20 protein-coding genes and 1 tRNA gene are annotated in these 23,822 nt (G+C 65.1%); 12 read left to right on the top strand and 9 right to left on the bottom strand.

The features are described from left to right. The first annotated feature begins 229 nt into the window (after positions 1–229). From ACODRX_RS20945 to ACODRX_RS20910, 8 genes are all read left to right on the top strand, one after another. Complete coding sequence (locus tag ACODRX_RS20945) at positions 230–1,048, top strand: hypothetical protein (RefSeq protein ID WP_488873473.1); 819 nt, start codon at positions 230–232, stop codon at positions 1,046–1,048. A 20-nt stretch (positions 1,049–1,068) separates the two neighbouring features. Then, positions 1,069–1,677 (top strand): hypothetical protein, encoded by a 609-nt coding sequence (locus ACODRX_RS20940; protein WP_488873472.1) that lies wholly within the window; start codon positions 1,069–1,071, stop codon positions 1,675–1,677. Beyond that, on the top strand, positions 1,665–2,282 hold the full coding sequence (locus tag ACODRX_RS20935; protein ID WP_488873471.1) for a hypothetical protein: 618 nt from the start codon (positions 1,665–1,667) through the stop codon (positions 2,280–2,282). The genes ACODRX_RS20940 and ACODRX_RS20935 overlap by 13 nt, the downstream gene beginning before the upstream one ends. Before the next feature lie 148 nt (positions 2,283–2,430). Continuing rightward, positions 2,431–3,417: a TRAP transporter substrate-binding protein gene (locus ACODRX_RS20930; protein ID WP_488873470.1), complete on the top strand. Its 987-nt coding sequence runs from the start codon at positions 2,431–2,433 to the stop codon at positions 3,415–3,417. Positions 3,418–3,494: 77 nt separating this feature from the next. After that, positions 3,495–4,010 (top strand): TRAP transporter small permease, encoded by a 516-nt coding sequence (locus ACODRX_RS20925; protein WP_488873469.1) that lies wholly within the window; start codon positions 3,495–3,497, stop codon positions 4,008–4,010. 23 nt (positions 4,011–4,033) lie between these two features. Further along, positions 4,034–5,320, top strand: a complete 1,287-nt coding sequence (locus tag ACODRX_RS20920) for a TRAP transporter large permease (RefSeq protein ID WP_488873468.1) — start codon at positions 4,034–4,036, stop codon at positions 5,318–5,320. A 70-nt stretch (positions 5,321–5,390) separates the two neighbouring features. Continuing rightward, positions 5,391–6,494, top strand: a complete 1,104-nt coding sequence (locus ACODRX_RS20915; RefSeq protein ID WP_488873467.1) for a hypothetical protein — start codon at positions 5,391–5,393, stop codon at positions 6,492–6,494. Between the two features lie 122 nt (positions 6,495–6,616). Then, complete coding sequence (locus ACODRX_RS20910) at positions 6,617–7,363, top strand: hemerythrin domain-containing protein (RefSeq protein WP_488873466.1); 747 nt, start codon at positions 6,617–6,619, stop codon at positions 7,361–7,363. A 7-nt stretch (positions 7,364–7,370) separates the two neighbouring features. Here ACODRX_RS20910 and pssA read toward each other — a convergent pair whose 3' ends face one another. The 8 genes from pssA to ACODRX_RS20870 all read right to left on the bottom strand — a co-directional run bounded on the left by pssA (position 7,371) and on the right by ACODRX_RS20870 (position 18,863). Further along, a complete protein-coding gene (pssA, locus tag ACODRX_RS20905) occupies positions 7,371–7,991 on the bottom strand; it encodes a CDP-diacylglycerol--serine O-phosphatidyltransferase (RefSeq protein ID WP_488873465.1) in 621 nt (206 codons plus the stop codon). A 101-nt stretch (positions 7,992–8,092) separates the two neighbouring features. Further along, positions 8,093–8,413: a type II toxin-antitoxin system RelE/ParE family toxin gene (locus ACODRX_RS20900; RefSeq protein WP_488873464.1), complete on the bottom strand. Its 321-nt coding sequence runs from the start codon at positions 8,411–8,413 to the stop codon at positions 8,093–8,095. Continuing rightward, positions 8,379–8,645 (bottom strand): plasmid stabilization protein, encoded by a 267-nt coding sequence (locus ACODRX_RS20895; protein ID WP_488873463.1) that lies wholly within the window; start codon positions 8,643–8,645, stop codon positions 8,379–8,381. Before ACODRX_RS20895 ends, ACODRX_RS20900 begins: the two co-directional genes overlap by 35 nt. 281 nt (positions 8,646–8,926) lie before the next feature. After that, positions 8,927–14,911 carry an excinuclease ABC subunit UvrA gene (locus ACODRX_RS20890; protein WP_488873462.1) on the bottom strand — a complete coding sequence of 1,995 codons (5,985 nt, stop codon included), beginning with the start codon at positions 14,909–14,911 and terminating at the stop codon, positions 8,927–8,929. A gap of 194 nt (positions 14,912–15,105) precedes the next feature. Beyond that, positions 15,106–15,543 carry a type II toxin-antitoxin system YafO family toxin gene (locus ACODRX_RS20885; RefSeq protein ID WP_488873461.1) on the bottom strand — a complete coding sequence of 146 codons (438 nt, stop codon included), beginning with the start codon at positions 15,541–15,543 and terminating at the stop codon, positions 15,106–15,108. A gap of 29 nt (positions 15,544–15,572) precedes the next feature. Next, complete coding sequence (locus tag ACODRX_RS20880) at positions 15,573–15,779, bottom strand: hypothetical protein (RefSeq protein WP_488873460.1); 207 nt, start codon at positions 15,777–15,779, stop codon at positions 15,573–15,575. Between the two features lie 197 nt (positions 15,780–15,976). Then, entirely contained in the window at positions 15,977–16,987 is a 1,011-nt protein-coding gene (locus tag ACODRX_RS20875) for a porin (protein WP_488873459.1), read from the bottom strand. A 217-nt stretch (positions 16,988–17,204) separates the two neighbouring features. Continuing rightward, positions 17,205–18,863, bottom strand: coding sequence for an MFS transporter (locus ACODRX_RS20870; protein ID WP_488873458.1), 1,659 nt, complete (start codon positions 18,861–18,863; stop codon positions 17,205–17,207). 275 nt (positions 18,864–19,138) lie between these two features. Here ACODRX_RS20870 and ACODRX_RS20865 point away from each other — a divergent pair, with 275 nt between their 5' ends. The 4 genes from ACODRX_RS20865 to ACODRX_RS20850 all read left to right on the top strand — a co-directional run bounded on the left by ACODRX_RS20865 (position 19,139) and on the right by ACODRX_RS20850 (position 23,401). Continuing rightward, positions 19,139–19,447, top strand: coding sequence for a DUF485 domain-containing protein (locus ACODRX_RS20865; RefSeq protein ID WP_488873457.1), 309 nt, complete (start codon positions 19,139–19,141; stop codon positions 19,445–19,447). Then, positions 19,444–21,177 carry a cation acetate symporter gene (locus ACODRX_RS20860; protein WP_488873456.1) on the top strand — a complete coding sequence of 578 codons (1,734 nt, stop codon included), beginning with the start codon at positions 19,444–19,446 and terminating at the stop codon, positions 21,175–21,177. The genes ACODRX_RS20865 and ACODRX_RS20860 overlap by 4 nt, the downstream gene beginning before the upstream one ends. A gap of 94 nt (positions 21,178–21,271) precedes the next feature. Further along, the gene (locus ACODRX_RS20855) at positions 21,272–22,102 is read left to right on the top strand and encodes a PhaM family polyhydroxyalkanoate granule multifunctional regulatory protein (RefSeq protein ID WP_488873455.1); all 831 of its coding nucleotides are present in this window, start codon (positions 21,272–21,274) and stop codon (positions 22,100–22,102) included. A 48-nt stretch (positions 22,103–22,150) separates the two neighbouring features. Then, the gene (locus ACODRX_RS20850) at positions 22,151–23,401 is read left to right on the top strand and encodes an FIST signal transduction protein (RefSeq protein WP_488873454.1); all 1,251 of its coding nucleotides are present in this window, start codon (positions 22,151–22,153) and stop codon (positions 23,399–23,401) included. Positions 23,402–23,545: 144 nt separating this feature from the next. On the opposite strand, the gene ACODRX_RS20845 is transcribed toward ACODRX_RS20850, so the two are convergent. Beyond that, positions 23,546–23,622: transfer RNA gene (locus ACODRX_RS20845), tRNA-Met, on the bottom strand. Between the last annotated feature and the right edge of the window lie 200 nt (positions 23,623–23,822).

Here is a 23,822-nt window from a genome sequence, read left to right as displayed (position 1 = left end):
AGAGGGAAAAGTCAATGATACGCCGCACTGGCAATGCGGTTAATGCCCGCCAAAAAATAAATGAAAGCTATTATTTATAAATCATCGATAGCACCAACAATCAATTGCTATCGTGATACTCATGAAATATGCGCGAATTTTCACAAAACTGTCAAAAATAACAAGCCATCCACACTGTTCATATTTCATTTTTAGAGTCATTTTTCATCCATGCGGAGGGAGGAAGATCATGAAAAAACATGAAATCAGATCGTGCATGGCAGCACTGCCGCTGCTATTCGCTCATCTTTCAGCGGGTGCTGCGGGCTACTCAGATGTCATAACCTATGGAAATATGTCCGGCTGGGCATGCCTGAGCGAGAATCCAGATTTCCAACCGGAAGTAGTCATCAAAAGAGATGACGGCCACATCATTGCAACAGTGACTGCGAACCAGCCAAGAGAAGATGCAGTAAGGGTAGCCTGCAACAGCAGCACTTCGGCACACGGATATTCACACATATATTCTGTTGCCAAAGTGGCGTTGATTGGAACCGGCGACCACAGCAAATGGCATTGGGTGCATGTCTATGTGAAGAAAATGGATGGTTCCCTGGAAGAGCTTGCAAACTCCCCCAAAAACCTATATTTCGGCCATGGCATCCCCATCACCAATGTTGATGTCAACACATGGCCGCCACAAGACAGCAACAAGCCACTTCCACCCGGGATTAAATCTCCTCCGATAACAGTGTGGCCCAACAATCAGCCTCCCACCAACATCCCGCGCCAGCCGCCCCCCAACTGGCCTTGTGGAATGACCTGCTCCGAAAGCCACGACTTTGCAAAACCTCGATCACGGATCAACACCTTCAATCCAGATTACATCTCTCGCCCCGAAAATCAAATCTTCTTCGATAAGGTCAGGGAGGAAAAGTACACGAACATCAATCATCTAGATGAGCGCACCCGCGAGATCGTGACCAACAGGGCCAGGGAATTATATTTAAAAATCAAGGAAATAGACCCCAAGGCAGCAGACGACTACGCAAACGCCATAGAGGACTAACGGGAATGAGGGAGGAAACAATGAACACGATCAAAAAGACAGTTCTGGCTCTGGGCATTCTTGGCTTGTCCGCACCCGCCCAATCCTTTGACGCATTCAGCAGAGCATGCAACATGCTTGAGGTTGACGGCTACCGCTTGCTGCGGCCGGCATTGAAATTATTCAATCTCATAGGCATGCCAGACAAGTACCTGAACATTCCAGAAAAGACCCATGCCGAAAAAAGAAGATATTGGGTCAACGAATCATTTACCACCGACATAGCAAAAACACCAACGTACTATCTGTATGCGGAAAACAGAGTCTATCAAAAGTCCAATATTGGCGGGGTGGGTGGCTCTTCAAGCTATCAACTTTACAGGTCCTACCAAAGCGGGCTTGACTCCAAAAAATACTCCGAACTGACACGCGAGGCAAGAGAGCTTTACGCGGTTACCAGCAGGCACCTCATTTTCTTTGCCCGGGCTGGAGAAGCGGAGATCATGGACTACCTTCCAAATGCCAGCAAAATAATGGTCTTTGGGCACCATTACGCCATATCTCCCGCCTCGAAGAGAAAAGTATACATAGAGAACAGCAAGGCAACAACCTGCAATCCACTGGGAGGAATCATAAAATGGCCGCTTTAAACAAAACCCATATTCTTTGCTTTTTTTCAGCAGTCTTCTCCACCCATGCGCTTGCCGAGCTATATGACTGCCCAGGAAAGGATTTGATCGAGATATCAGGCGATTACAAGAAAACCACCGATCTGCAGTGGAATGACGCAGTCATTCCAGACATGTTCATCATCGACCCCACAGGGATCATCGGCAAAAGCCCCCGGCAAATTCAAAAGGTGGCAAAGAAATATGCGTTCGAGAAGCCGGAATCCATCATCGGGTACACCATAGACGACGACAGCAGGGCGATAGCCGTGTACCAGACGCCGCTGGGAGCGATGCTGATGGGCAAGATCCTGATGAAAAGGGCGCGGGGAGCGAGATCGTGCATGCCGGGCTCGTCGATACAAGGCCTGTTTCTTGGCATGCCGACCGCGCTTATGCATGTGAAGGGCCAGGAAGACAAGTCCAAATGCATGTGGCAAGTGGAGATGCTGGACATCGAGAACTCGGTGGACTACACGATCTACCATCCCGTCCAGTGCGCGCAGGCCCCCACCAGGGAGTACTCGCTGCGCCTGCTGGAGACCATCAAGGGGCTGCTGCCGCCCCAGCTCGCCACGCGGCGCTGATGGCGCATAGCAGGCGGCCCGCCGCCTGCCCCGCCATCGCCAAACGCGATGTGTCATTGCGCATAAGACGATTGCCACCCGGGGGATAACCCCAGGCGGCCGGTCACTACAATTTTTGCGTTCCAAAAACATGAAAGAGAGACCCGCAATGCGCATGATCCGCCGCACCTTTTTCGCCACCACCGTGGCAACCGCCGCCGCGCTGGCTGCCGGCGCCGCCTTCGCCCAGGCCAAGGAAGTCAAGATCGGCTACGCGCTGGCCGTGAACTCGCACTACGGCGCCGCCGCCCAGGCCTGGGCCGACTCGGTGGAGAAGGCCAGCAACGGCGCGCTCAAGTTCAAGCAGTTCCCCTCGTCGGCGCTGGGCGGCGAGCGCGAGCTGGTCGAGGGCCTGCAGCTGGGCACGGTGGAGGCCGCCATCGTCTCCACCGGCGCGTTGAGCAACTTCGTGCCCGACGTGGGCGTGGTGGACATTCCCTTCCTGTTCCGCGACACGCAGCATGCCCGCCATGTGCTCGACGGCGCCTTCGGCCAGGAGCTGCTGGCCAAGTTCGGCAAGCGCGGCCTGGTGGCGCTGGCCTGGGGCGAGCAGGGCTTTCGCCACCTGACGAACAACAAGCATCCGGTCAACGGCGTGGCCGACCTCAAGGGCCTGAAGATCCGCGTGACCGAGAACCCGGTGCACATCACCGCCTTCCGCACGCTGGGCGCATCGCCCACGCCCATGTCCTGGCCCGAGGTGATCGGCGCACTGCAGCAGGGCACGATCGACGGCCAGGAGAACCCGGTCTCGGTGCTGGCGTCGGCCAAGCTGTGGCAGGTGCAGAAGTACCTGACGCTGACCGCCCACGTCTATGCGCCGGTGGCGCTGCTGGTGTCGCCCAATTTCTGGAACACGCTGAGCGACAGCCAGAAGGCGGCCTTCACCGAGGGCGCGAAGAAGGGCGCGCTGGCCTCGCGCGCCTTCGTCGACGCGGTCGAGAAGAAGGGTGTCGAGGAGGCCAAGGCCAACGGCATGCAGGTGGTCGAGAAGGTGGACCAGGCCGCGTTCCGCGCGGCGCTGGAGCCGGCGTACAAGGAGTACGCGAAGAAGTTCGGCCAGAAGACGCTGGACACCATCGCCAACGCCAAGTAACTACCAGTTGTGCGTTGGGTGCTTTGCGTGGAGCGTAAGGGCTTTGTCGCAAAACGCTCAACGCCAAACGCTCGACTATGCTTGACCGAATCGAACGCGCCCTGGTGGCCAGCAACCGCTGGCTGCTGATCGTGCTGCTGCTGGCCATGGCCTGCATCGTGTTCGCCAACGTGGTGCTGCGCTACACCACGGGCGACTCCATCGTCTGGGCCGAAGAGGTGGCCCGGCACATGATGATCTGGGTTACCTTTCTCGGCGCGGGCCTGGTGCTGCGCTTCGGCGGCCACGTGGCCATCGACAACCTGCACCGCGTGGTGGGCACGCGGCGCGCGCGCATGCTGCGCCGGCTGATCGTGCTGGGGCTGGCGCTGTTCTTCGTGGTGATGGCGCTGGCCTCGTCGCAGTATGTGTACGCCACGCGCTTCCAGACCACCGCGGCCACCGACATCCCGATCTCCTACATCTATGCCGCGATGCCGGTGGGCTTCGTGCTGATGCTGGTGCACCTGCTGTTCATCGCCCGCGGCTACATCCATGCCGGCGCGTTTGCCGAGTCGGACGAGATGGATGCCGACGCCGCAGCATCGATCTGACCCCCCAGACTAACTACAACACCATGGGAATCACCCTCTTCCTCGCCATCGTCGTCCTGCTTGCGCTGGGCTTTCCGGTGGCCTTCGCCCTGGCCATCTCGGCCTCGCTGGCCGTGTTCGTCGGCGGCCGCTATCCGCAGCTCGTGGTGTTCAAGGAGATGTTCACCGGCATCGACAGCTTTCCGCTGATGGCGGTGCCCTTTTTCATCCTCGCGGCCGAGCTGATGTCGGGCGGCGCGCTCACGCATGTGCTGCTGCGCTTCGCGGCTCAGTTCGTGGGCCACCTGCGCGGCGGCCTGGGCTATGCCAACGTGCTGTCGCTGACGCTGTTCTCGGGCATCTCGGGCTCGGCGCTGGCCGATGCGGCCGGCCCCGGCTCGATGATGGTGAAGATGATGGACAAGGCCGGCTACGACCGTCCCTATGCGGCCGCGCTCACGGCCAGCACCGCCATCGTGGGGCCGATCATCCCGCCGTCGGTCAGCATGATCATCTATGCGCTGCAGGACGAGCATGTCTCGGTCGGCGGTCTGTTCATCGCCGGCTTCATCCCCGGCATCCTGATCTCGATCGCGATGGCGGCGGTGAACTGGTGGGTCTGCAAGAAGCGCGACTACCGCTCCACCGAGCCGCGCCCGAGCGGCCGCGAGATGTGGCTCAACAGCTTCAAGGCGGTGCCGGCGCTGATGCTCATCGTGCTGATCGTGGTCGGCATCCGCTTCGGCATCTTCACGCCCACCGAGGCCTCGGTGGTGGCCGTGTTCTACGCGCTGATCTGCGGCAAGTGGGTGTACCGCACACTGCGGTGGTCGGCGCTGCCGGGCATCCTGGCGCGCTCGGCCATGCTCACCGCCTCGGTGCTGCTGGTGATGGCCACGTCGGCGGCCTTCGCCTGGGTGCTCACGGTGGAGGGCATTCCGCAGTACCTGTCGGAGCTGATCGTGGGCTGGAACCTGTCGCCCACCATGTTCCTGGTCGCGGTGAACATCCTGCTGCTGCTGTTCGGCATCTTCATGGAGCCGCTGCCCGGCGTGATGATCCTGGTGCCCATCCTGGCGCCGATCGCGTTCAAGCTCGGCATCGACCCGACGCACTTCGCCATGGTGGTGATCGTCAACCTCACGCTGGGCATGATCACGCCGCCGGTGGGCGGCCTGCTGTTCGTGACCTCGGTGGCCACGCGCGTGTCCATCACCGATCTCACGCGCGAGATGCCGCCGTTCCTGCTGGCGCACTTCGTGGTGCTGTGCGTGCTGACCTTCGTGCCCGCGCTGTCCACCTGGCTGCCGCATACGCTGGGATTTCAATAGCGCGGAACCCGATTTACAGCCGCCATGGCGCTGCGCATAATGCGCGCCTCACCCGAGGACCGCCAGCGCCATGCATTCCCCGCCCTCCCCCGCCACCACCATTGCCGCGCGGCAGCGGCTGTGGCAGGAGCTGGACATGCTGTGCCGGCTGGGCCTGGGGCTGGCGCCGGTGGCGCCCGATGTATGCGCGGTGCTGCGCGCCCTGGTCGGCGCGGATGCGGTGGCGCTCTTCTGGCTGGATGAGCAGGGCCTGCCGGAAGGCTTCTTCCACGAGGACTCGCCGGCCTCGGTGCAGAACCTGTTCCTCAACGAATTCCAACGCCTGTTCGTCGGCGCGCACGAGACCAATGTGCTCGCGCTGGCGCAGCCGCAGGGGCCGCGGGTCGGCCGCCTGCTCGCGCCCGATGCCGGGTATTTCCGCTCCAATACCTACAACCTGCTGGTGCGCGCCAGCGGCCACCACCACACGCTGGACCTGCGCGTCGAGGCGCCGGGCCCCGCCGACCCGGTGACCCGCGCCGTCGTCGCATTGTTCCGCGCACAAGAGAGTGGCTTCGGCAGCGGCTTCGGCGCTGCCGAGGCCGCCCTCCTGGAGCGCGCGGGCGCGAGCCTGCAGCGGGCCTTCGCACGCATGCCCGCCGGCAGCCTGGACACCCGCCACGACGCTGGCGCGGTAGGCCATGTGCTGCTCGATGCCGGCAGCCTGCGCCCGGTGCTGGCCGATGCCACTGCGCTGCAGCTGCTGCGGGGCGCCAACCTGCGCGGCCTGGGCCTGCGCGGCGAGGCCGGGGCGGCACTGCCGGCCCATTTCTTCGGCCAGCTCGGCCTGCAGCCGGGCCAGTCCGCCCGCATCGCGGTGCCGCACGGCGTGCTCGACATTCGCATGCACCCGCTGTACCCCGTGGCCGCCGATGCCGGCCAGCCCGGGCAGTGGCTGCTGACGCTGCAGCTGCAGCGCCCGCGCCAGATCGACGTGGTGCGCCGGGTGCTCGCGCTGCCGCTGTCGCCGCTGCAGCGCGAAATCGCCCTGCTCGCCGGCCTGGGCCACGCGCGCAGCGACTGCAGCGGGCTCACCGGCGTCGGCGCCGCCGCGCTGAAGAAGCACTTGCGCACCATTCTCGAAGCCGCCGGCGCCAGCGACTGGGAAGCGCTGGGGCACGGCCTGCGCCGCTGACGCCGCGCTTGCGCCGGCCGTACCCCATGGGGGAATGGCGCTGGCGGCGGCCGGCTTCCAGAATGCGAACGCTGCAGCGCCGGGTTGCAGCCGTTCCTCCACTTTTCCCCATAGCCACCACCATGAAGCCACCGTCCGAAGCCAAGCTTTTCACCGCCCCCGCCACCACGGCCGCAGCGCCGCGCATGGACATCTATGCCGGCATCCACAAGGCCTTGCGCGCCATGATGATGGACACGCTGCACGCCGTCGGGTGCATGGACGTGCACGATGGCGCCGAGCTGCACGCCGTCTGCGAGCGCGTGCTGGAGCTGGGCGACGCCTGCACCGGCCATCTGGAGCATGAGAATGATTTCATCCACCCCGCGATGGAGGCGCGCCGGCCCGGCTCCTCGCGCCATGTGGCCGGCGAGCATGCCGAGCACTTGGCCGCGATCGCCGAGCTGCGCCGCGCGGTCTCCGGGCTGTGCGCCGCCAGCCCCGGCCCGGCGCGCGAGCAGGCCGCGCTGGCGCTGTACCGCAAGCTGGCGCTGTTCGTGGCCGAGAACTTCGTGCACATGCATGCCGAGGAGATCGAGCACAACCAGGTGCTCTGGGCCTGCTATGGCGACGACGAGCTGCAGGCGCTGGAGGGGCGCATCGTGGCCTCGCTGCCGCCTGCGGAAAACCTGATGTACCTGCGCTGGATGGTGCCGGCGATGGCGCCCGCCGAACGCGCCGCGCTGCTGGCCGGCATGCAGGCCGCGGCCCCGGCCCCTGTGCTCGCTGCCGTGCTCGACACGGTGCAGCCGCACCTCAGCCAGCGCGACTGGGCCAAGCTCTCCAGCGCGCTGGCGCCGGCCAGGATGCCGGCCTGGATCGTGGCGTGACCGGAGACTAGAGCTTGGGAATCCGGATGCGGCTGATCATCAGCGAGCCCGACAGCGCGAACAGCAGCACCAGCGGATGCAGCGTGAAGCCGCCGAGCTTGACGCTGCCCCACCACAGCTGGTCGCGCAGCGCGCCCACCGAGGCGGCCAGCGCCAGCAGCGCGACCAGCACGATCGAGGTCGGTATCGGCGTGCCCTCGAAATGCTTGACCTTGCCGGTGCCGCCCGACAGCTCCTCGGCGGTGATGTTGAAGCGCGCCAGGCGCGACACGCCGCAGGCCACGAAGTACGCCAGCACGATGCGGTCGTACAGCCCCTGCATGCCGCAGCCGTAGGCGATCAGCGCCGGCGCCACGCCGAACGAGATCACATCGGCCAGCGAATCGAGCTCGCGCCCCATGGCCGAGCTTTTCTGGCGCCAGCGCGCCACCCGCCCGTCGAGCACGTCGAACACCAGCGCCGCCAGCACCAGGGCGCAGGCGAAGTACACATGGCGCACATCCGCCCGCTCGATGTAGGTGATGATGGAGAACAGCGCACCCACGCCGCAGACGGCATTGCCGAGCGTGAACCAGTCCGCGAGGTGGAACTCGCGGATCATAGAGAAGCGTTTGGGGGAGGAAGTCATGGCTGCATTATGGAACGCCGGCCAAGTGCTTTTCCCAAGCCGCCGGCAGGCATTCGATTCGCAGGCCTGAGCCGGCAGTTGTTCGGCCTGATTCACGCCGCTCAGCGCGTGCGCGTTTGCTGCCGCTGCCCCACCACGGCGAGTACCGTCACGGTTTGCTTCCGATCATCGATTTCATAGAGGACATGTTGCCCGAGAGTACTGATGCGGCGAACGCCGTCTCCATAGGAAGGGGCCGCTTCATATAGCCTGGGGAACTCAGCCAGATGCCGGGTGCTGTTCACCAGCCGCTCGCACAGACTGCGTGCCTCCCACAACGAGGCTTGCTCCGCAAGGTAATCAAGCAGCGCCTCCATATCCTCTAACGCGGATGCGCTCCATGCAACCTCATACGGCACCGCGCAGCCTTTCATAGCGAGCATGAAGCCGCTGCGAGACCTCGTCGACGGTGAAGGTCGGCCGGGTGTCTGCCCTGGCGCTGGCAACCTTGGTGCGCACCCATTCCTCGTGCTGGGCCTGTGCCAATTCCTCGTCGGCCAGCCGCTGCAGCAGCGCGGCCTGGGCAGCTGTGTGACCTTGTGGCCGGATACGCGGCAGGCTTTCCGCCAGTTCACGCAGGAAGCTGGCATTCTCGTAATGGCTGGCAATGCTCATGCGATGTCCTCCAATCGTTGCCGGCGGCAGGCCTGCTGGTTACCGCCATGATTCCATGATGATAGGGGAAATGCCGCTCCACGCCTAAGCATCATCCTTTTCAAGGTGTTGTGCCGTCGTGAGCGCCCATGGCGCTGCAGGCCGTTGAGCGTTGAGGGTTTGCGTTGAGCGTGAAAGCCGTAAACCCCCGGGCGCACAACGCTCAACCTCTTGGCCACGTAAAGAAAGCCTGTTCAATGCTCAAGACCTTGAAGGGGTGCGCCTAAGCATCCCTGCCCCCATCACCCCCGCCCCAGCACCGGCGCCAGAGCCTTGCCGGTATGCGTGCCGATGCGCACCAGGTCCTCGGGAGTGCCGGCGGCCACGATGCGGCCGCCGCCCGAGCCGCCTTCGGGGCCGAGGTCGATGATCCAGTCGGCCTCGGCGATCACGTCGAGGTCGTGCTCGATCACCGCCACGCTGTGGCCGCCGTCGACCAGGCGGTGCAGCACGCGGATGAGCTTGTCCACATCGGCCATGTGCAGGCCGACCGTGGGCTCGTCGAGCACGTAGAGCGTGTGCGGCGCCTTGTTGCCGCGCCGGGTCACGTCGTCGCGCACCTTGGTGAGCTCGGTGACCAGCTTGATGCGCTGCGCCTCGCCGCCGCTGAGCGTGGGCGAGGGCTGGCCCAGCGTGAGGTAGCCCAGGCCCACGTCCTTCAGCAGCTGCAGCGGGTGCGCGATGCTGGGCATGCTGGCGAAGAAATCCACTGCCTCGTCCACCTCCATCTGCAGTACGTCGCCAATGCTCTTGCCGCGCCAGGTGACCGCCAGGGTCTCGGGGTTGAAGCGCGCGCCGTGGCAGACCTCGCAGGGCACTTTCACATCGGGCAGGAAGGCCATCTCGATGGTGCGCATGCCCTGGCCTTCGCAGCCCGGGCAGCGGCCTTCGCCGGTGTTGAACGAGAAGCGCCCGGCCGCATAGCCGCGTGCCTTGGCCTCCAGCGTTTCGGCGAAGAGCTTGCGGATGGTGTCCCAGAAGCCGATGTAGGTGGCCGGGCAGGAGCGCGGCGTCTTGCCGATGGGCGTCTGGTCGACTTCAAGCACGCGGTCTATGGTCTCGAAGCCCTGCAGGCCCTTGCAGCCGATGAGCGCCGGCGCCTTGCCGGCATCCATCGCGTCGCGCCCGGCCTTGGTGGCGCGCTGGCCCACCCAGGCCGCCACGTTGGCCAGCAGCACGTCGCGCGCCAGCGTGGATTTGCCCGAGCCGCTGACGCCGGTGACGGCCACCAGGCGCTTGAGCGGCAGGCGCAGGTCCACGTTCTGCAGGTTGTGCAGGTGCGCGCCGCGCAGCGTCAGCCAGGGCAGTGCGCGGTCTGCTTCTGCCGCTATGTTTTCAGTAGCTTTTAGCGCTTTCTTCTTGCGGTTTTTAGATATATTTACATCTACATCGCTTGCTACATCGGCGCTAGCAGCTTCCGAAACCATAGCATCCGCCACGGCAGGCGGCACGCCCTCGCCCACCCAGCGGCGCGGCTGGAACGGGTGGCGCATGGCATGCAGCAGGTAGCGGCCGGTCTGCGAATCAGCGGCGGCCATGATGTCGGCTGCCGAGCCCTCGGCCACCAGCTGGCCGCCGCGCTTGCCGGCGCTGGGGCCGATGTCGATGATGTGGTCGGCGCGGCGGATGGTGTCTTCGTCGTGTTCGACGACGACCAGGGTGTTGCCCTTGTCGCCGAGCTTGTGCAGGGCGTTGAGCAGGATATGGTTGTCGCGCGCATGCAGGCCGATGGTGGGCTCGTCGAGCACGTAGCACACGCCCTGCAGGTTGCTGCCGAGCTGCGCCGCGAGGCGGATGCGCTGCGCCTCGCCACCGGACAGCGACGGCGCGCCGCGGTCGAGCGTGAGGTAGGACAGGCCCACTTCTTCGAGGAAGGCCAGGCGGCCGACGATCTCGGGCAGCAGGTCGCGGGCGATGTCGGACTCGCGCCCGGAGAGCTGCAGCCCCTCGGCCCAGCGCCGCACCTCGCTGACCGAGAGCTGCGCGATGTCGGTGATGGACATGCCATGGAAGCGCACCGCGCGCGCCACCGGGTTCAGCCGCGTGCCCTTGCAACTCGGGCAGACGGCATCGCCCACGTCTTCGGCCTCGGGCTCCTCGAAGCTCTGCTCGCGGCCGCGGTTGTCCTGGGCCATCACCGAGTCGTCGAAGACCTTGCGCTGCTCCTTGCTGAGCTTGACGCCGGTGCCCACGCAGTCGGGGCACCAGCCATGCTTGCTGTTGTAGGAGAACAGCCGCGGGTCCAGCTCGGCATAGCTGGTGGCGCAGACCGGGCAGGCGCGCTTGGTGGAGAACACCTCCACCCGGCCGATGCCGGCGGTGTCCGCGCCGGCCTGCATCGCGCCTTCCAGCGCGTCTATGCCCGACAGCAGGTGCAGCACGCCCTTGCCCAGCTCCAGCGCGGTGGCCAGCTTGTCGCGCAGCAGCGCCTCGTTGGCGGGCAGGGCCACCAGGCTGGCCACCGGCAGCTCGATGGTGTGCTCCTTGAAGCGGTCGAGCCGGGGAAAGCCGGTGGTCGGCAGGAAGGCGCCATCGACGCGCAGGTGCGTGTAGCCGCGCGGGCGGGCCCAGTCGGCCAGCTCGGTGTACACGCCCTTGCGCGCCACCACCAGCGGCGCCATCAGGCCGATGAGCTGGCCGCGGTACTGCGTGAGCAGCTGCGCGGCGATGCTGTCCGGCGTCTGCGGCTGCACGGCGGCATCGTCGTGGATGCAGTGCTGCACGCCGAGCTTGACGTAGAGCAGGCGCAGGAAGTGCCAGACTTCGGTGGTGGTGCCCACGGTGGACTTGCGCCCGCCGCGCGACAGGCGCTGCTCGATGGCCACGGTGGGCGGTATGCCGTAGACCGCGTCCACCTCGGGCCGGCCCGCGGGCTGCACGATGGAGCGTGCATAGGCGTTGAGCGATTCGAGGTAGCGGCGCTGGCCTTCGTTGAACAGGATGTCGAAGGCCAGCGTGGACTTGCCCGAACCCGACACGCCGGTGACCACATTGAACTTGCCGCGCGGCACATCCACGCTCAAGGCCTTGAGGTTGTGCTCCTTGGCGTTGACGATCTCGATGGCCTCCGGCCGTTGTGCGTGGCGCGTCGAGGGTTGAGCGTGGACCACCCAAGGCGGCGCGGGCTCCTGCACGCTCAACGCCAAACGCTCAACGCTGAACATGTCTTCATAGTCGCGCAGCGCCTGCGCGGTGTGCGACTGGCCGCTCTTGCGTACTTCTTCGGGCGTGCCCTGGGCCACGATCTCGCCGCCGTGGTCGCCGGCGTCGGGCCCCAGGTCGATCAGCCAGTCGCTGGCGCGGATCACGTCGAGGTTGTGCTCGATGACGATCAGCGAGTGGCCGGCCTCCAGCAGCTTGCGCAGCGCACGCATGAGCTTGGCGATGTCGTCGAAGTGCAGGCCGGTGGTGGGCTCGTCGAACAGGAAGAGCATGCCCTTCCTGGCCAGCGACTGGCGCGACTTGGACTGGCTCTTGGCCGCCTCGGCCAGGTAGCCCGCGAGCTTGAGGCGCTGCGCCTCGCCGCCGCTGAGCGTGGGCACGGGCTGGCCGAGCTTGACGTACTCCAGCCCCACGTCGACGATGGGCTGCAGCGCGCGGATCACGTCGCGGTCGCCGGCAAAGCACTGCGCGGCCTCGCTCACCGTCAGCTCCAGCACGTCGGCCACGCTCAGGTGCCTGCCGCCGCGCTCGATCTTCACTTCGAGGATCTCGGGCCGGTAGCGCCGGCCGTCGCAGTCGGGGCAGCGCAGGTACACGTCGGAGAGGAACTGCATCTCCACATGCTCGAAGCCCGAGCCGCCGCAGGTGGGGCAGCGCCCGTCGCCGCTGTTGAAGCTGAACTTGGCCGCGGTGTAGCCGCGCTGGGCCGACAGCGGCGCGGTGGCGAACAGCTCGCGGATGGCGTCCCAGGCGCCCACATAGCTCACCGGGTTGGAGCGCGCGGTCTTGCCGATGGGCGACTGGTCGACGAAGACCACATCGCTCAGGTGATCTGCGCCCAGCAGGCGCCGGTGCGCGCCGGCGGCCTCGGTGGGCTTGCCGAAGTGCCGCATCAGCGCGGGCGCCAGCACGTCCTGGATCAGCGTGGACTTGCCCGAGCCGCTGACGCCGGTGACCACCACCAGCCGCTGCAGCGGAAAGTCGACATCGAGATCGCGCAGGTTGTGCTCGCTGGCGCCTTCGAGGATCAGGCGCGGCGTGGCCTCGGTGACCATGCGCTTGGCGCCCATGCCCACCTGCTTGCGGCCGCCCAGGTAGGCGCCGGTCAGCGTGTCGGCGCGGCGCAGCGCGGCGGTGGGGCCGTCGAACACGATCTGGCCGCCTTTCTCGCCGGGGCCGGGGCCCATGTCGATCATGCGGTCGGCGGCGAACATGACGGCCGGGTCGTGCTCCACCACCACCAGGGTATTGCCCGCGTCGCGCAGCCGCTTCATCGCCTCGGTGATGCGGTCCATGTCGCGCGGGTGCAGGCCGATCGACGGCTCGTCGAGCACGAACAGCGTATTGACCAGCGAGGTGCCCAGCGCGGTGGTGAGGTTGATGCGCTGCACCTCGCCGCCGCTGAGCGTGCGGCTTTGCCGGTCGAGCGTGAGGTAGCCAATGCCCACGTCGCACAGGTACTTGAGGCGGTTGCTGATCTCCTCGTGCAGCAGCTTCAGCGCCTGGGCGTCGCCGTCGTTGCTGCGGCGGATGTCCATGCGCTCGAAGAACAGGCGCAGCCGCTCGATGGGCAGCAGCATCAGATCGTGCAGGCACAGGCCGGGCAGCGCCTCGAGCTGCGCGCGCGTCCAGGCCGTGCCCTGCGGCATGAATCTCTCAAACTGCTTACCCCCACGCTCGGCACTATCGTGTCCTTGCTGCCCCCCGAGGGGGCTATCGCCGCTTGGGGCAGCCCAGCGCGGCGATGGCGCCAGCGCGGCGTCGGCGTCCTCCTTGCTGCCCACACGCCACAGCAGGCTTTCGGTCTTGAGCCGCGCGCCGGCGCACACCGGGCACGGCGTGTAGCTGCGGTACTTGGACAAGAGCACGCGGATGTGCATCTTGTAGGCCTTGGTCTCCAGGTACTCGAAGAAGCGGCGGATGCCATACCACTGGCGGCTCCAGTTGCCCTCGCGGTAGTCGCTCTGGCCATGGATGACCCAGTGCTTCTGCGCCTCGGTGAGCTTGGCCCAGGCGGTGTCGCGCGGTATGCCCTGCGCCTCGGCATGGCGCATCAGGTCGTCCTGGATCTCCTTCCACGCCGGGGTCTGCACCGGCTTGATCACGCCAGTGCGCAGCGTGAGCTTGTCGTTGGGGATGACCAGGCTCCAGTCCACGCCGATCACGCGGCCAAAGCCCCGGCAGGCCTCGCAGGCGCCGACGGCCGAGTTGAACGAGAACATCGACGGAATGGGCTCGTGGTAGCGCAGGTGGCTTTCGGGGCAGTGCAGGCCGGACGAAAAGCGCCACAGCTCGGCTTCGGCGCCCTCCTCGCCAGCCAGGCGGTACACCGTCATGTGCCCGCTGCCGCGCTTGAGCGCCACCTCGATGGCCTCGATCACCCGCGCCTTCTCGGCCTTGGACATGCGGAAGCGGTCGGCCACCACGTCGAGCAGCTTGACGCGCGCCGGCGCATCGCCGGCCTTGGCCTTCTTGCCCTTGGGCTCTGCGCGCAGCGGCGCATCCACCTCGCGCTCGGCCTGCACCTTGGTGAAGCCGCTGGCCGACAGCCACTGCGCCACCTCGTCGGCGCTGGTGTTGGCCGGCAGCTCGACCGGGAAGGTCAGCACCAGGCGGGGATCATCCTTTGCGGCGCGCTGCAGCAGCTGCGCGTAGATGCTCTCGGGCGTGTCGTGCTGCACCGGCAGCGCGGTCTCGCGGTCGAACAGGTGGCCGGCCCGCGCCACCAGCAGCTTCAGGTGGTCGTTCAGCTCGGTCATCGTGCCCACGGTGGAGCGCGAGCTGCGCACCGGGTTGGTCTGGTCGATGGCAATGGCCGGCGGCACGCCCTCGACCTTGTCCACCGCCGGCTTGTCCATGCGGTCGAGGAACTGGCGCGCATAGGCGCTGAAGGTCTCCACATAGCGGCGCTGGCCCTCGGCATACAGCGTGTCGAACACCAGGCTGGACTTGCCCGAGCCGCTGGGGCCGGTGACCACCGTGAGCTCGCCGGTGCGGATGTCGAGGTCGATGTTCTTGAGATTGTGCTGGCGCGCGCCGCGGATGCGAATCTGTCCCTGGGTCATACCGTTCTCGTCTCGGTGGCGAAGGCAGACCATTCTAGGGAGTTGCCCCGCAACACCTTCCGGCGCCTGGAATGACCCTGCAAACTACTGTACATAAAAACAGATTTGCTTTTATATTGATAGCAAGAAGAGCCTGATTTACATATGCGTTCGCAACATGCAACAGGACTTGCAGCTTTTTAGCAGCAGATCGGCTAAGCGATGATCTCGCCAGTCTGGATGAATCGTTCCGCGATGGCGGCAAACTGCCTCATCAGGTGGCAATGCGCAGGGGTTTTCATGGAGGCGATCGCATGGGCGTGCGGCTCATCAAGAATGAAGAGCAGCAAATGCCCTTGGTAATGGTCCGAGGCATAGACCAGCGCCCTATCGCTGGTCTTCCGTGAACGGTGGCGCCAAGCCTTGTTCCAATGCGCCAATTGCTCCGCATTGGCCAGCGGCACCAGATGCACATGGCGTAGCACATTGCTTTCGCCATTCACCTCGGGGCGCCAGTATGCAGCATCCTTGCCGAACAGATAGCTGCTGTACTCCCCAGCAGCGCCAAGCGCCTTCCAATGGTCAAATTCCGCCAGGAAATTGTCGGCATCCGTGCCACGCTCCTCGAACAAATCCCGAAGCGCCTTCGTCATCCGGGTCGCCAAGGCTGCCTACCTCAAGCTCAGGTTTTGACCTGGGAAAAGGCCTTCAATGCGGCATCCAGCGTGAACAAGCCGGCATTGGCCGAAGCAGAGATCATCTCGAAACTGCGACGTGTTTTCTCCGAGATGGCAGGCATCTCGCGCCGCTTCTTCAGCAGCGGACGCACGCCATAGCCGCCAGCCAATGCGGGGCGGATGCGATGCCGTCTGGTAAGTGCTGCGTGCATGTAGTTCTCTGTAGGTCGAAAAATAATCAACTGTGGGGAAATCTAGCATAGATGCAGCAAAAATGTTGATGCGATCAGGAAAACCTGTTGCAGTGTCGATGGGTGACAGCCACAAAAAAACCCGCACCTCGTGAGAGATGCGGGCGAGCGCCTGTCAACCTTGCCCGGAACTCAACGGGCGAGGATGGAGTTGAACCTTAGAAGTTGTGGCGGATACCGACGGCCAGCGAGCTGAAGTCCATGCCCGCCACGCCGGTGCCGTAGGCTGCGTTGGCCTTGTTGTCGATCTTGGTGTAGTAGCCATACACCTTGGTGCGCTTGCTCAGGTTGTAGTTGTAGCCCAGGGTCCACTGCAGCGCGGCCGAGGCGTCGAGCTTGCTCCACTTGTTGGCGCGGCCCACGTTGACGTGGAATTCCGATGCGCCCAGCGCATACATGCCCGACACGCGGAAGTTGTTGCGCGAGCCCAGCAGGTCGTCGTCGTTGCGCTGGTAGTAGCCGCCCACGGTGAACTGGCCGAAGGTGTACAGCGCGCGCAGCGATGCCTGCCAGTTGCTGTCCCACTTGCTGTAGCCCGCGCCCAGGTGCACCGGGCCGGTGTTGTAGTTGGCGGCCAGGTCGTAGCCGTTCTTGTTGTTGGTGCCGGCAACCTTCTCGTGCATCGAGATGGCGCCTTCGGCGGTGAAGCCGCCGAAGCTGGGCGTGCGGTAGGCCACCTTGTTGCCGGTGCCGATGCCGCCAGCGCCGCCTTGCATGGGCACGCCCGCGCCCATCCAGTTCGGGTCGATGTACAGCGCGTCGGCGGAGGAGCCGGTGTCATGGTTGTGCATGCTCACATAGTCGGCCGAGGCGAAGTACGACTCGGGGAACCAGTTGCCCAGGCGCACCATACCGAAATTGCCGGACAGGTTCACTTCGCTTTGGCGCTTGAAGGTCAGGCCCGGGGTGGAGCCGGTGCCGGAGCCGGTGTCGGAGTTGAAGCCGGATTCCAGGATGAAGCCAGCCTTCAGGCCACCGCCCAGGTCTTCCGTGCCACGGAAACCGATACGCGAGGAGTTGTTGAACAAACCGGTCAGGGTGTCGCCGCCGATCTTCTGGCGCTCCACCGTGGTGTTCACGCGGCCATAGACTTGCACGCTGCTCTGGGCCAGCGCAGCCGAGGTACCGGCCACCGCCAGCACGGCAATCATCAAACGGTTCAAACGCATACGAATCCTTCCAAATGGTCAATGGGTTCGGCAAACGATGAATGAAATAAACGCCCGGGTTACAGGCGTTCACATCGTTTTGCACATGAGCGAAATTCTAGGCGGGTTGTCAGCCAGATCCTTCAAAAGAATAGGATTTGGCTGACAGATTGACGCGCCGCCGCTACAGCCTATGGTTTACCCCAGCATGACAGCTGTGGCGCGCGGCACACAGCGCTCAGTCGGCGGCGTAGATGTCCACGTCCTTGGTTTCGCGGATGAACAAGGTGCCCAGCACGAAGGTGATGCCGGCGATGATGATCGGATACCACAGGCCGTTGTACATGTTGCCGGTCTGCGCCACGATCGCGAACGAGGTGGTGGGCAGCAGGCCGCCGAACCAGCCATTGCCGATGTGGTAGGGCAGGCTCATCGAGGTGTAGCGGATGCGGGTCGGGAACATTTCCACCAGCATGGCGGCGATCGGCCCGTAGACCATGGTGACCAGGATGACCAGGTAGGTCAGCAACGCGATCATCAGCAGCTTGTTCATCTTGGCCGGGTCGGCCTTCGCGGGATAGCCATCCTTGGCCAGTGTCTCGCTCACCGCCTTCTTGAACGCGGCGTCCTTGGCCTTGAGCTCGTCGGCGGCCAGCCCCTTGGCGCTGTAGCTGGGGATGGCCTCGCTGCCGATCTTCACCACGGCCGGCGTGCCGGCCGGCGCCTCCTGGTTCTCATAGCTGACCGAGCTGGCGGACAGCAGCTGCTTGGCGATGTCGCACGAACTGGTGAACTTGGAGGTGCCGGTCGGGTTGAACTGGAACGAGCACTCCTTGGGGTCGGCCACCACCACCACCTGGTTGCGCGCCTGCGCCGAGGCCAGGTCGGGGTTGGACGCGGCAGTCAGCGCCTTGAACACCGGAAAGTAGGTGAGCACCGCCAGCAGGCAGCCGGCCATGATGATGGGCTTGCGGCCGATCTTGTCGGACAGCGAGCCGAACACCACGAAGAACGGCGTGCCGATCAGCAGGGCCACGGCGATCATCAGGTTGGCGGTGACCGCATCGACTTTCAGCTGCTGGGTCAGGAAGAACAGCGCATAGAACTGGCCGGTGTACCAGACCACGGCCTGGCCCGCGGTCAGGCCCAGCAGGGCCAGGATCACGATCTTCAGGTTCTTCCATTCGCCGAATGATTCCTTCAGCGGCGCCTTTGACGTCTTGCCCTCGGCCTTCATGCGCTGGAACGCGGGCGACTCCGACAGCGACAGCCGGATCCACACCGACACCGCCAGCAGCAGGATCGACACCAGGAACGGAATGCGCCAGCCCCAGTCGTTGAAGGTGGGCTCGCCCATCAGCGTGCGGGTACCGAGGATGACCAGCAGCGACAGGAACAGGCCCATCGTGGCGGTGGTCTGGATCCACGAGGTGTAGGCGCCGCGCTTGCCCTGGGGCGCATGCTCGGCCACATAGGTGGCCGCGCCGCCGTACTCGCCGCCCAGCGCCAGGCCCTGCAGCATGCGCAGCACGATCAGGATGATCGGCGCGGTCACGCCGATGCTGCCGTAGTTGGGAAGAATGCCGACGATGAAGGTCGACGCGCCCATCAGCAAGATGGTGACCAGGAAGGTGTACTTGCGCCCGATCATGTCGCCCAGGCGCCCGAACACCAGCGCGCCGAACGGGCGCACGATGAAGCCCGCGGCAAACGCCAGCAGCGCGAAGATGAAGGCGGATGTCGGATCCAGCCCCGAGAAGAACTGCTTGGCGATGATCGCGGCCAGCGAACCGTACAGATAGAAGTCGTACCACTCGAAAACGGTGCCCAGCGATGATGCAAAGATCACCTTGCGTTCTTCCGGCGTCATGGGCCGGTCCTGCGCAGTAGTTGCCATGGATGTCTCCTGATTTCTTGGTTGCAATGGCGGGCGGCACCCGTGGGCCTCGCCCTGCGACACACTATCGAAACGATTCCTGACCAAATCCTTACAAACACTTTTCACATCCGGTTACGAGCACAACATTCTCATCAGGACTTACCCGCGGATTCGCCGTGGCGCGCCTGGAAGCCGGGGGTGCGTAAGCAGTTCGTCAGTTGCGCTTTCCAGAATCCGGCGCAAGCAGCACTGCGACTGCTGTGATCCACCCGGCCTACTTATTGGAGACAGACATGAACGACCCCGTCGTTGCAAAAATCCAAGCCAATCCCCGCTACCAGGAGCTCAAGCGCAAGCGCAACGCCTTTGGCTGGACGCTGACCATCCTGATGCTGATCGTCTACTACGGCTATATCGGACTCATCGCGTTCGACAAGGAGTTCCTCGCCCAGCCCCTGGGCGCGGGCGTGACCACGCTGGGCATTCCGATCGCCCTGGGCGTGATCATCTTCACCATCGTCATCACCGGCTTCTACGTGCGGCGCGCCAATACCGAGTTCGACGCCCAAACCCAGCAAATCCTGAAGGACGTCGGCCAATGAGCACCCGCACCCTGCCCCTTTTGAGCGCGCCGGCCGCCATGCTGGCGTTCGCAGGCGCGGCGCATGCCGCTGGCGGCGACCTGGGCGAGACCGCCAAGCAGGCCACCAACTGGACCGCCATCATCCTGTTCGTGGCCTTCGTGGCCGGCACGCTGTGGATCACCAAGTGGGCCGCCGGCCGCACCAAGTCGGCGTCGGACTTCTACACCGCCGGCGGCGGCATCACCGGCTTTCAGAACGGCCTGGCGATCGCGGGCGACTACATGTCGGCCGCCTCCTTCCTGGGCATTTCGGCCTCGGTCATGGCCAGCGGCTACGACGGCCTGATCTACTCCATCGGCTTCCTGGTGGGCTGGCCCATCCTGACCTTCCTGCTGGCCGAGCGCCTGCGCAACCTGGGCAAGTTCACCTTCGCCGACGTGGCCGGCTACCGCTTCTCCCAGACGCCGTTCCGCGCCTTCGCGGCCAGCGGCACGCTGGTGGTGGTGGCCTTCTACCTGATCGCCCAGATGGTGGGCGCAGGCCAGCTGATCAAGCTGCTGTTCGGCCTGGACTACTGGATCGCGGTGGTGCTGGTGGGCGCGCTGATGATGATCTACGTGCTGTTCGGCGGCATGACCGCCACCACCTGGGTGCAGATCATCAAGGCCTGCCTGCTGCTGGCGGGCGTGACCTTCATGGCCTTCATGATCATGGCCAAGTACGGCTTCAGCCCCGAGGCGCTGTTCGCCGAAGGCGTGCGCGTGAAGACGCAGATCGCCGCCAACGGCGGCGCCGCCCCGGATGTGGCGGCCAAGCTCGGCCTGTCGATCATGGGCCCCGGCGGCTTCATCAAGGACCCGGTCTCGGCCATCAGCTTCGGCATGGCACTGATGTTCGGCACGCTCGGCCTGCCCCACATCCTGATGCGCTTCTTCACCGTGCCCGATGCCAAGGAAGCGCGCAAGAGCGTGTTCTGGGCCACCACCTGGATCGGCTACTTCTACGTGGTGATCTTCATCATCGGCTTTGGCGCCATCACCATGGTGCTGACCGACCCCGAGCTGGCCGATACCGCCAAGGGCGTGATCAAGGGCGGCGCCGGCACGGCCAACATGGCCGCGGTGCTGGTGGCCAAGGGCGTGGGCGGCGATGTGTTCTACGGCTTCATCTCGGCCGTGGCCTTCGCCACCATCCTGGCGGTGGTTGCCGGCCTCACACTGTCGGGCGCATCGGCCGTGTCGCACGACCTGTACGCCACCGTGTTCAAGCATGGCAAGGCCGACAGCGCCTCGGAGCTGCGCGTCTCGCGCATCACCACGCTGGCGCTGGGCCTGATCGCGGTGCTGCTGGGCATCGTGTTCGAGAAGCAGAACATCGCCTTCATGGTGTCGCTGGCCTTCGCGGTGGCGGCCTCGGCCAACTTCCCGGTGCTGCTGCTGTCGGTGCTGTGGAAAGGCTGCACCACCAAGGGCGCGGTGATCGGCGGCTTCCTGGGCCTGATCTCGTCGGTGGCGCTGACCATCGTCTCGCCCTCGGTCTGGGAAGCCACGCTGGGGCATCCCAAGGGCTCGGCCTGGTTCCCCTACACCTCGCCCGCGCTGTTCTCGATGACCATCGGCTTCGTCGGCGTGTGGCTGTTCTCGGTGCTGGACAAGAGCGACCAGGCCGCCAAGGAGCGCGACGCCTTCGCCGCGCAGCAGGTGCGCTCCGAAACCGGCCTGGGCGCCGCGGGCGCATCGGGGCACTGACAGTGGCCGTGCATTCGGAAAAACCGGGCTCGCCCGGTTTTTTTTCGCCTGGCTTTTGCGGTAAGCTGGCCAAGGTCTACTCTGGAGACTACACATGATGCAAGACATGGCAAGCGGCTTCAATCCCTTTGCGCCGGGATTCGACTTCCTCAAGCAACTCACCGAAGGCAAGGAACGCCTGGCCAGCAGCCAGTTTCCGCAGTGGACGGACTGGGTCGCCCCCACGATGAACGTGCAGGAGCTGGACAAGCGCATCAGTGAACTCAAGACCATCCAGTTCTGGCTGGAGCAGAACCAGCGCGCACTGGCCGCCACCATCCAGGCGCTGGAAGTGCAGAAGATGACCCTGGCCACGCTGCAGACCATGAACGTGCCGATGGAGAACCTCACCGCATCGGTGGTCCAGGGCTGGCGCGACCTGGCCTCGGCCGCCGAGGCCAGCGCACCGGCTGCCGCGCCTGCGGCACCTGCGACGCAAGCCGCCAATCCCTACAGCAAGGCCTTCAGCTCGCACGCGCCCGCTGAGCCTGCCGCGCCCGCCGAGCCCCAGGCCGCATCCGGCCCGGCGCCCAATGCCGCAGGCGCCTCCGGGGTGGACGCCATGCAATGGTGGGGCGCGCTGACCCAGCAATTCCAGCAGATCGCCAGCCAGGCCATACAGGACGTGGCCCAGCGTACGATGGCGCAGGCCGCAGCGGCCAACCAGGCGGCGGCTGCGGCATCGGCCGAAGTGATGCACAAGGCCGAGCAGGTCCGCGCCGGCATGGCCGCCGCCCCGGCCAAGGCCGCCGCCCGCCGCGCCGCCGCGCCCAGCCCCCAAAAGGCCGCGCCGGCCCGCTCCGCGCCAAGCGCGCCCAAGCGCAGCACCGCTGCAGGCAGCAAGGCCAAGGCCAAGAGCAGCCCGCCCAAACCCCGCGCGCGCTGAATCGGCATTCCCCATCGACCGCAGCTGCGCTGCGGATGAAAGGCCCGCTTGAAGCTGTTCCCCTACGGACATGCCACCCACCCCGCCTGGCGGATCGCGGTGGCGCTGGTGGTCGCGCAGATCCGGGCCCGCATGGCCACGATGAACTACGCGCCTTCGGCCCGCCTGGGACTGCTGTATTTCAGCGACCACTATGCCCGCGATGCGCATGCCATCCTGGAGGCGCTGCAAGACGAATTCCCCCAGGTGAGCGACTGGGCCGGCTCGGTCAGCGTCGGGGTGATGGCCGCGCATGCGGAATACATGGGCGACGCGGCGCTGAGCGTCATGCTGCTGGATCTGCCGGCGGATGCGTACCGCATCTATTCCGGCATCGCCCCCATGCCAGGCCTGGCGGGCGCCAGCGGATTCCAGGCCGAATCCGCGCTGGTGCATGCCGACGGCGCCCTGCCCGAGCTGGACAACCTGCTCGAAGAGCTGGCAGAGCGCACCAGCCTCCAGACCCTGGCCGGGGGGCTCAGCTCGGGCATCGTCGCCCCGGTGCAGGTGGCCTGGAGCAAGGCGCTCGCGCCGGGCCATGATGGCATCTTCACCGGCGGCCTGTCGGGCATCGCCTTTCGCCACGGCGCGAATGCGCTGATACGCCTGACCCACGGCTGCAACCCCGTCAGCGCGCCCATGGCCATCTTCGCCGCCCAGGACAATGTGGTGCTGGCGCTGGACGGACGCCCGGCGCTGGACGTGCTGCAGGATGTGCTGCAGGTGGACATCGCCCTGCATCCCGAGGACGCGGTCCGCAAGATGCCGCATTTTCTGGCCGGCCTGGATGATGGCGGCAGCCCGCCGCCGGCCAAGGGCCATGCCGGCCTGCTGCCCTCGGCGCGCATGCGCCCGCTGCTGGGGCTGGATCTGCAGCGGCGCGGCATCGTCCTGCCGGAGCCGGTTGCCGCCGGCCAGCGGCTGACCATCTGCCAGCGCAGCCTGAGCACCGCGCGCGGCGACCTGGTGCGCATGGGCACCGAAGTGCGCGAAGAGCTGTCCGCCAGCGCCGCCCTGCCGCAGGCACAGGGCCTGGCGCAGGGCGCTCCCGCCCCCAATCGCTATATCGCCGGCGCGGTCTACATCAGCTGCATAGGCCGTGGCGGCCCGTACTTTGGCGGCGAACACGCGGAGCTGGAGCTGCTGCACCAGGCGCTCGGCGATGTTCCATTGATCGGCTGCTTCAGCAACGGGCAGATCGCGGACCGGCATCTGCACCGCTACAGCGGGGTGCTGCTGGCCTTCTTGCGGCAGCGCTGAAGCGGCTTGCCATAACCCCAAAGGCCCCCACGCTTGCTCACTGCGTGTAGCCGCTGCCCCCCAAGGGGGCGATTTTTGCCTTTGGGCGGCCCGGCGGCAAAAAAAACCTGCTGGGCACACAGGCACAGCAGGTTTCGATCATCTTGGTTGCGCGAGAAGGATTTGAACCTCCGACCTTTGGGTTATGAGCCCAACGAGCTACCAGACTGCTCCATCGCGCGATAAAGATTATAACCCGGAAAAACCCTAGGAAGACCGCTCAATACTAAAAAAAGCGGTTCCGGGAAGAAAAGCGCCGCAGGCGGGCGCCGATGCTTCAAAAGCAAAAAGCCTGCTGGGCACACAGGCACAGCAGGCATTGGTCAACTTGGTTGCGCGAGAAGGATTTGAACCTCCGACCTTTGGGTTATGAGCCCAACGA

This window comes from Comamonas sp. FG99, from assembly GCF_057808605.1.
This window is presented reverse-complemented; position numbering and strand designations above follow the sequence as displayed.

Excerpts from the sequence above, each read along its gene's own strand:
- ACODRX_RS20930 (WP_488873470.1), top strand. The coding sequence starts at position 2,431 with ATGCGCATGATCCGCCGCACCTTTTTCGCCACCACCGTGGCAACCGCC.
- ACODRX_RS20895 (WP_488873463.1), bottom strand. The coding sequence starts at position 8,645 with ATGAGCATTGCCAGCCATTACGAGAATGCCAGCTTCCTGCGTGAACTG.
- ACODRX_RS20925 (WP_488873469.1), top strand. The coding sequence starts at position 3,495 with ATGCTTGACCGAATCGAACGCGCCCTGGTGGCCAGCAACCGCTGGCTG.
- ACODRX_RS20900 (WP_488873464.1), bottom strand. The coding sequence starts at position 8,413 with ATGCTCGCTATGAAAGGCTGCGCGGTGCCGTATGAGGTTGCATGGAGC.
- ACODRX_RS20940 (WP_488873472.1), top strand. The coding sequence starts at position 1,069 with ATGAACACGATCAAAAAGACAGTTCTGGCTCTGGGCATTCTTGGCTTG.
- ACODRX_RS20880 (WP_488873460.1), bottom strand. The coding sequence starts at position 15,779 with ATGCACGCAGCACTTACCAGACGGCATCGCATCCGCCCCGCATTGGCT.
- ACODRX_RS20885 (WP_488873461.1), bottom strand. The coding sequence starts at position 15,543 with ATGACGAAGGCGCTTCGGGATTTGTTCGAGGAGCGTGGCACGGATGCC.
- ACODRX_RS20865 (WP_488873457.1), top strand. The coding sequence starts at position 19,139 with ATGAACGACCCCGTCGTTGCAAAAATCCAAGCCAATCCCCGCTACCAG.
- ACODRX_RS20945 (WP_488873473.1), top strand. The coding sequence starts at position 230 with ATGAAAAAACATGAAATCAGATCGTGCATGGCAGCACTGCCGCTGCTA.
- ACODRX_RS20870 (WP_488873458.1), bottom strand. The coding sequence starts at position 18,863 with ATGGCAACTACTGCGCAGGACCGGCCCATGACGCCGGAAGAACGCAAG.
- ACODRX_RS20860 (WP_488873456.1), top strand. The coding sequence starts at position 19,444 with ATGAGCACCCGCACCCTGCCCCTTTTGAGCGCGCCGGCCGCCATGCTG.
- ACODRX_RS20890 (WP_488873462.1), bottom strand. The coding sequence starts at position 14,911 with ATGACCCAGGGACAGATTCGCATCCGCGGCGCGCGCCAGCACAATCTC.
- ACODRX_RS20910 (WP_488873466.1), top strand. The coding sequence starts at position 6,617 with ATGAAGCCACCGTCCGAAGCCAAGCTTTTCACCGCCCCCGCCACCACG.
- pssA (WP_488873465.1), bottom strand. The coding sequence starts at position 7,991 with ATGACTTCCTCCCCCAAACGCTTCTCTATGATCCGCGAGTTCCACCTC.
- ACODRX_RS20875 (WP_488873459.1), bottom strand. The coding sequence starts at position 16,987 with ATGCGTTTGAACCGTTTGATGATTGCCGTGCTGGCGGTGGCCGGTACC.
- ACODRX_RS20915 (WP_488873467.1), top strand. The coding sequence starts at position 5,391 with ATGCATTCCCCGCCCTCCCCCGCCACCACCATTGCCGCGCGGCAGCGG.
- ACODRX_RS20920 (WP_488873468.1), top strand. The coding sequence starts at position 4,034 with ATGGGAATCACCCTCTTCCTCGCCATCGTCGTCCTGCTTGCGCTGGGC.
- ACODRX_RS20855 (WP_488873455.1), top strand. The coding sequence starts at position 21,272 with ATGATGCAAGACATGGCAAGCGGCTTCAATCCCTTTGCGCCGGGATTC.
- ACODRX_RS20935 (WP_488873471.1), top strand. The coding sequence starts at position 1,665 with ATGGCCGCTTTAAACAAAACCCATATTCTTTGCTTTTTTTCAGCAGTC.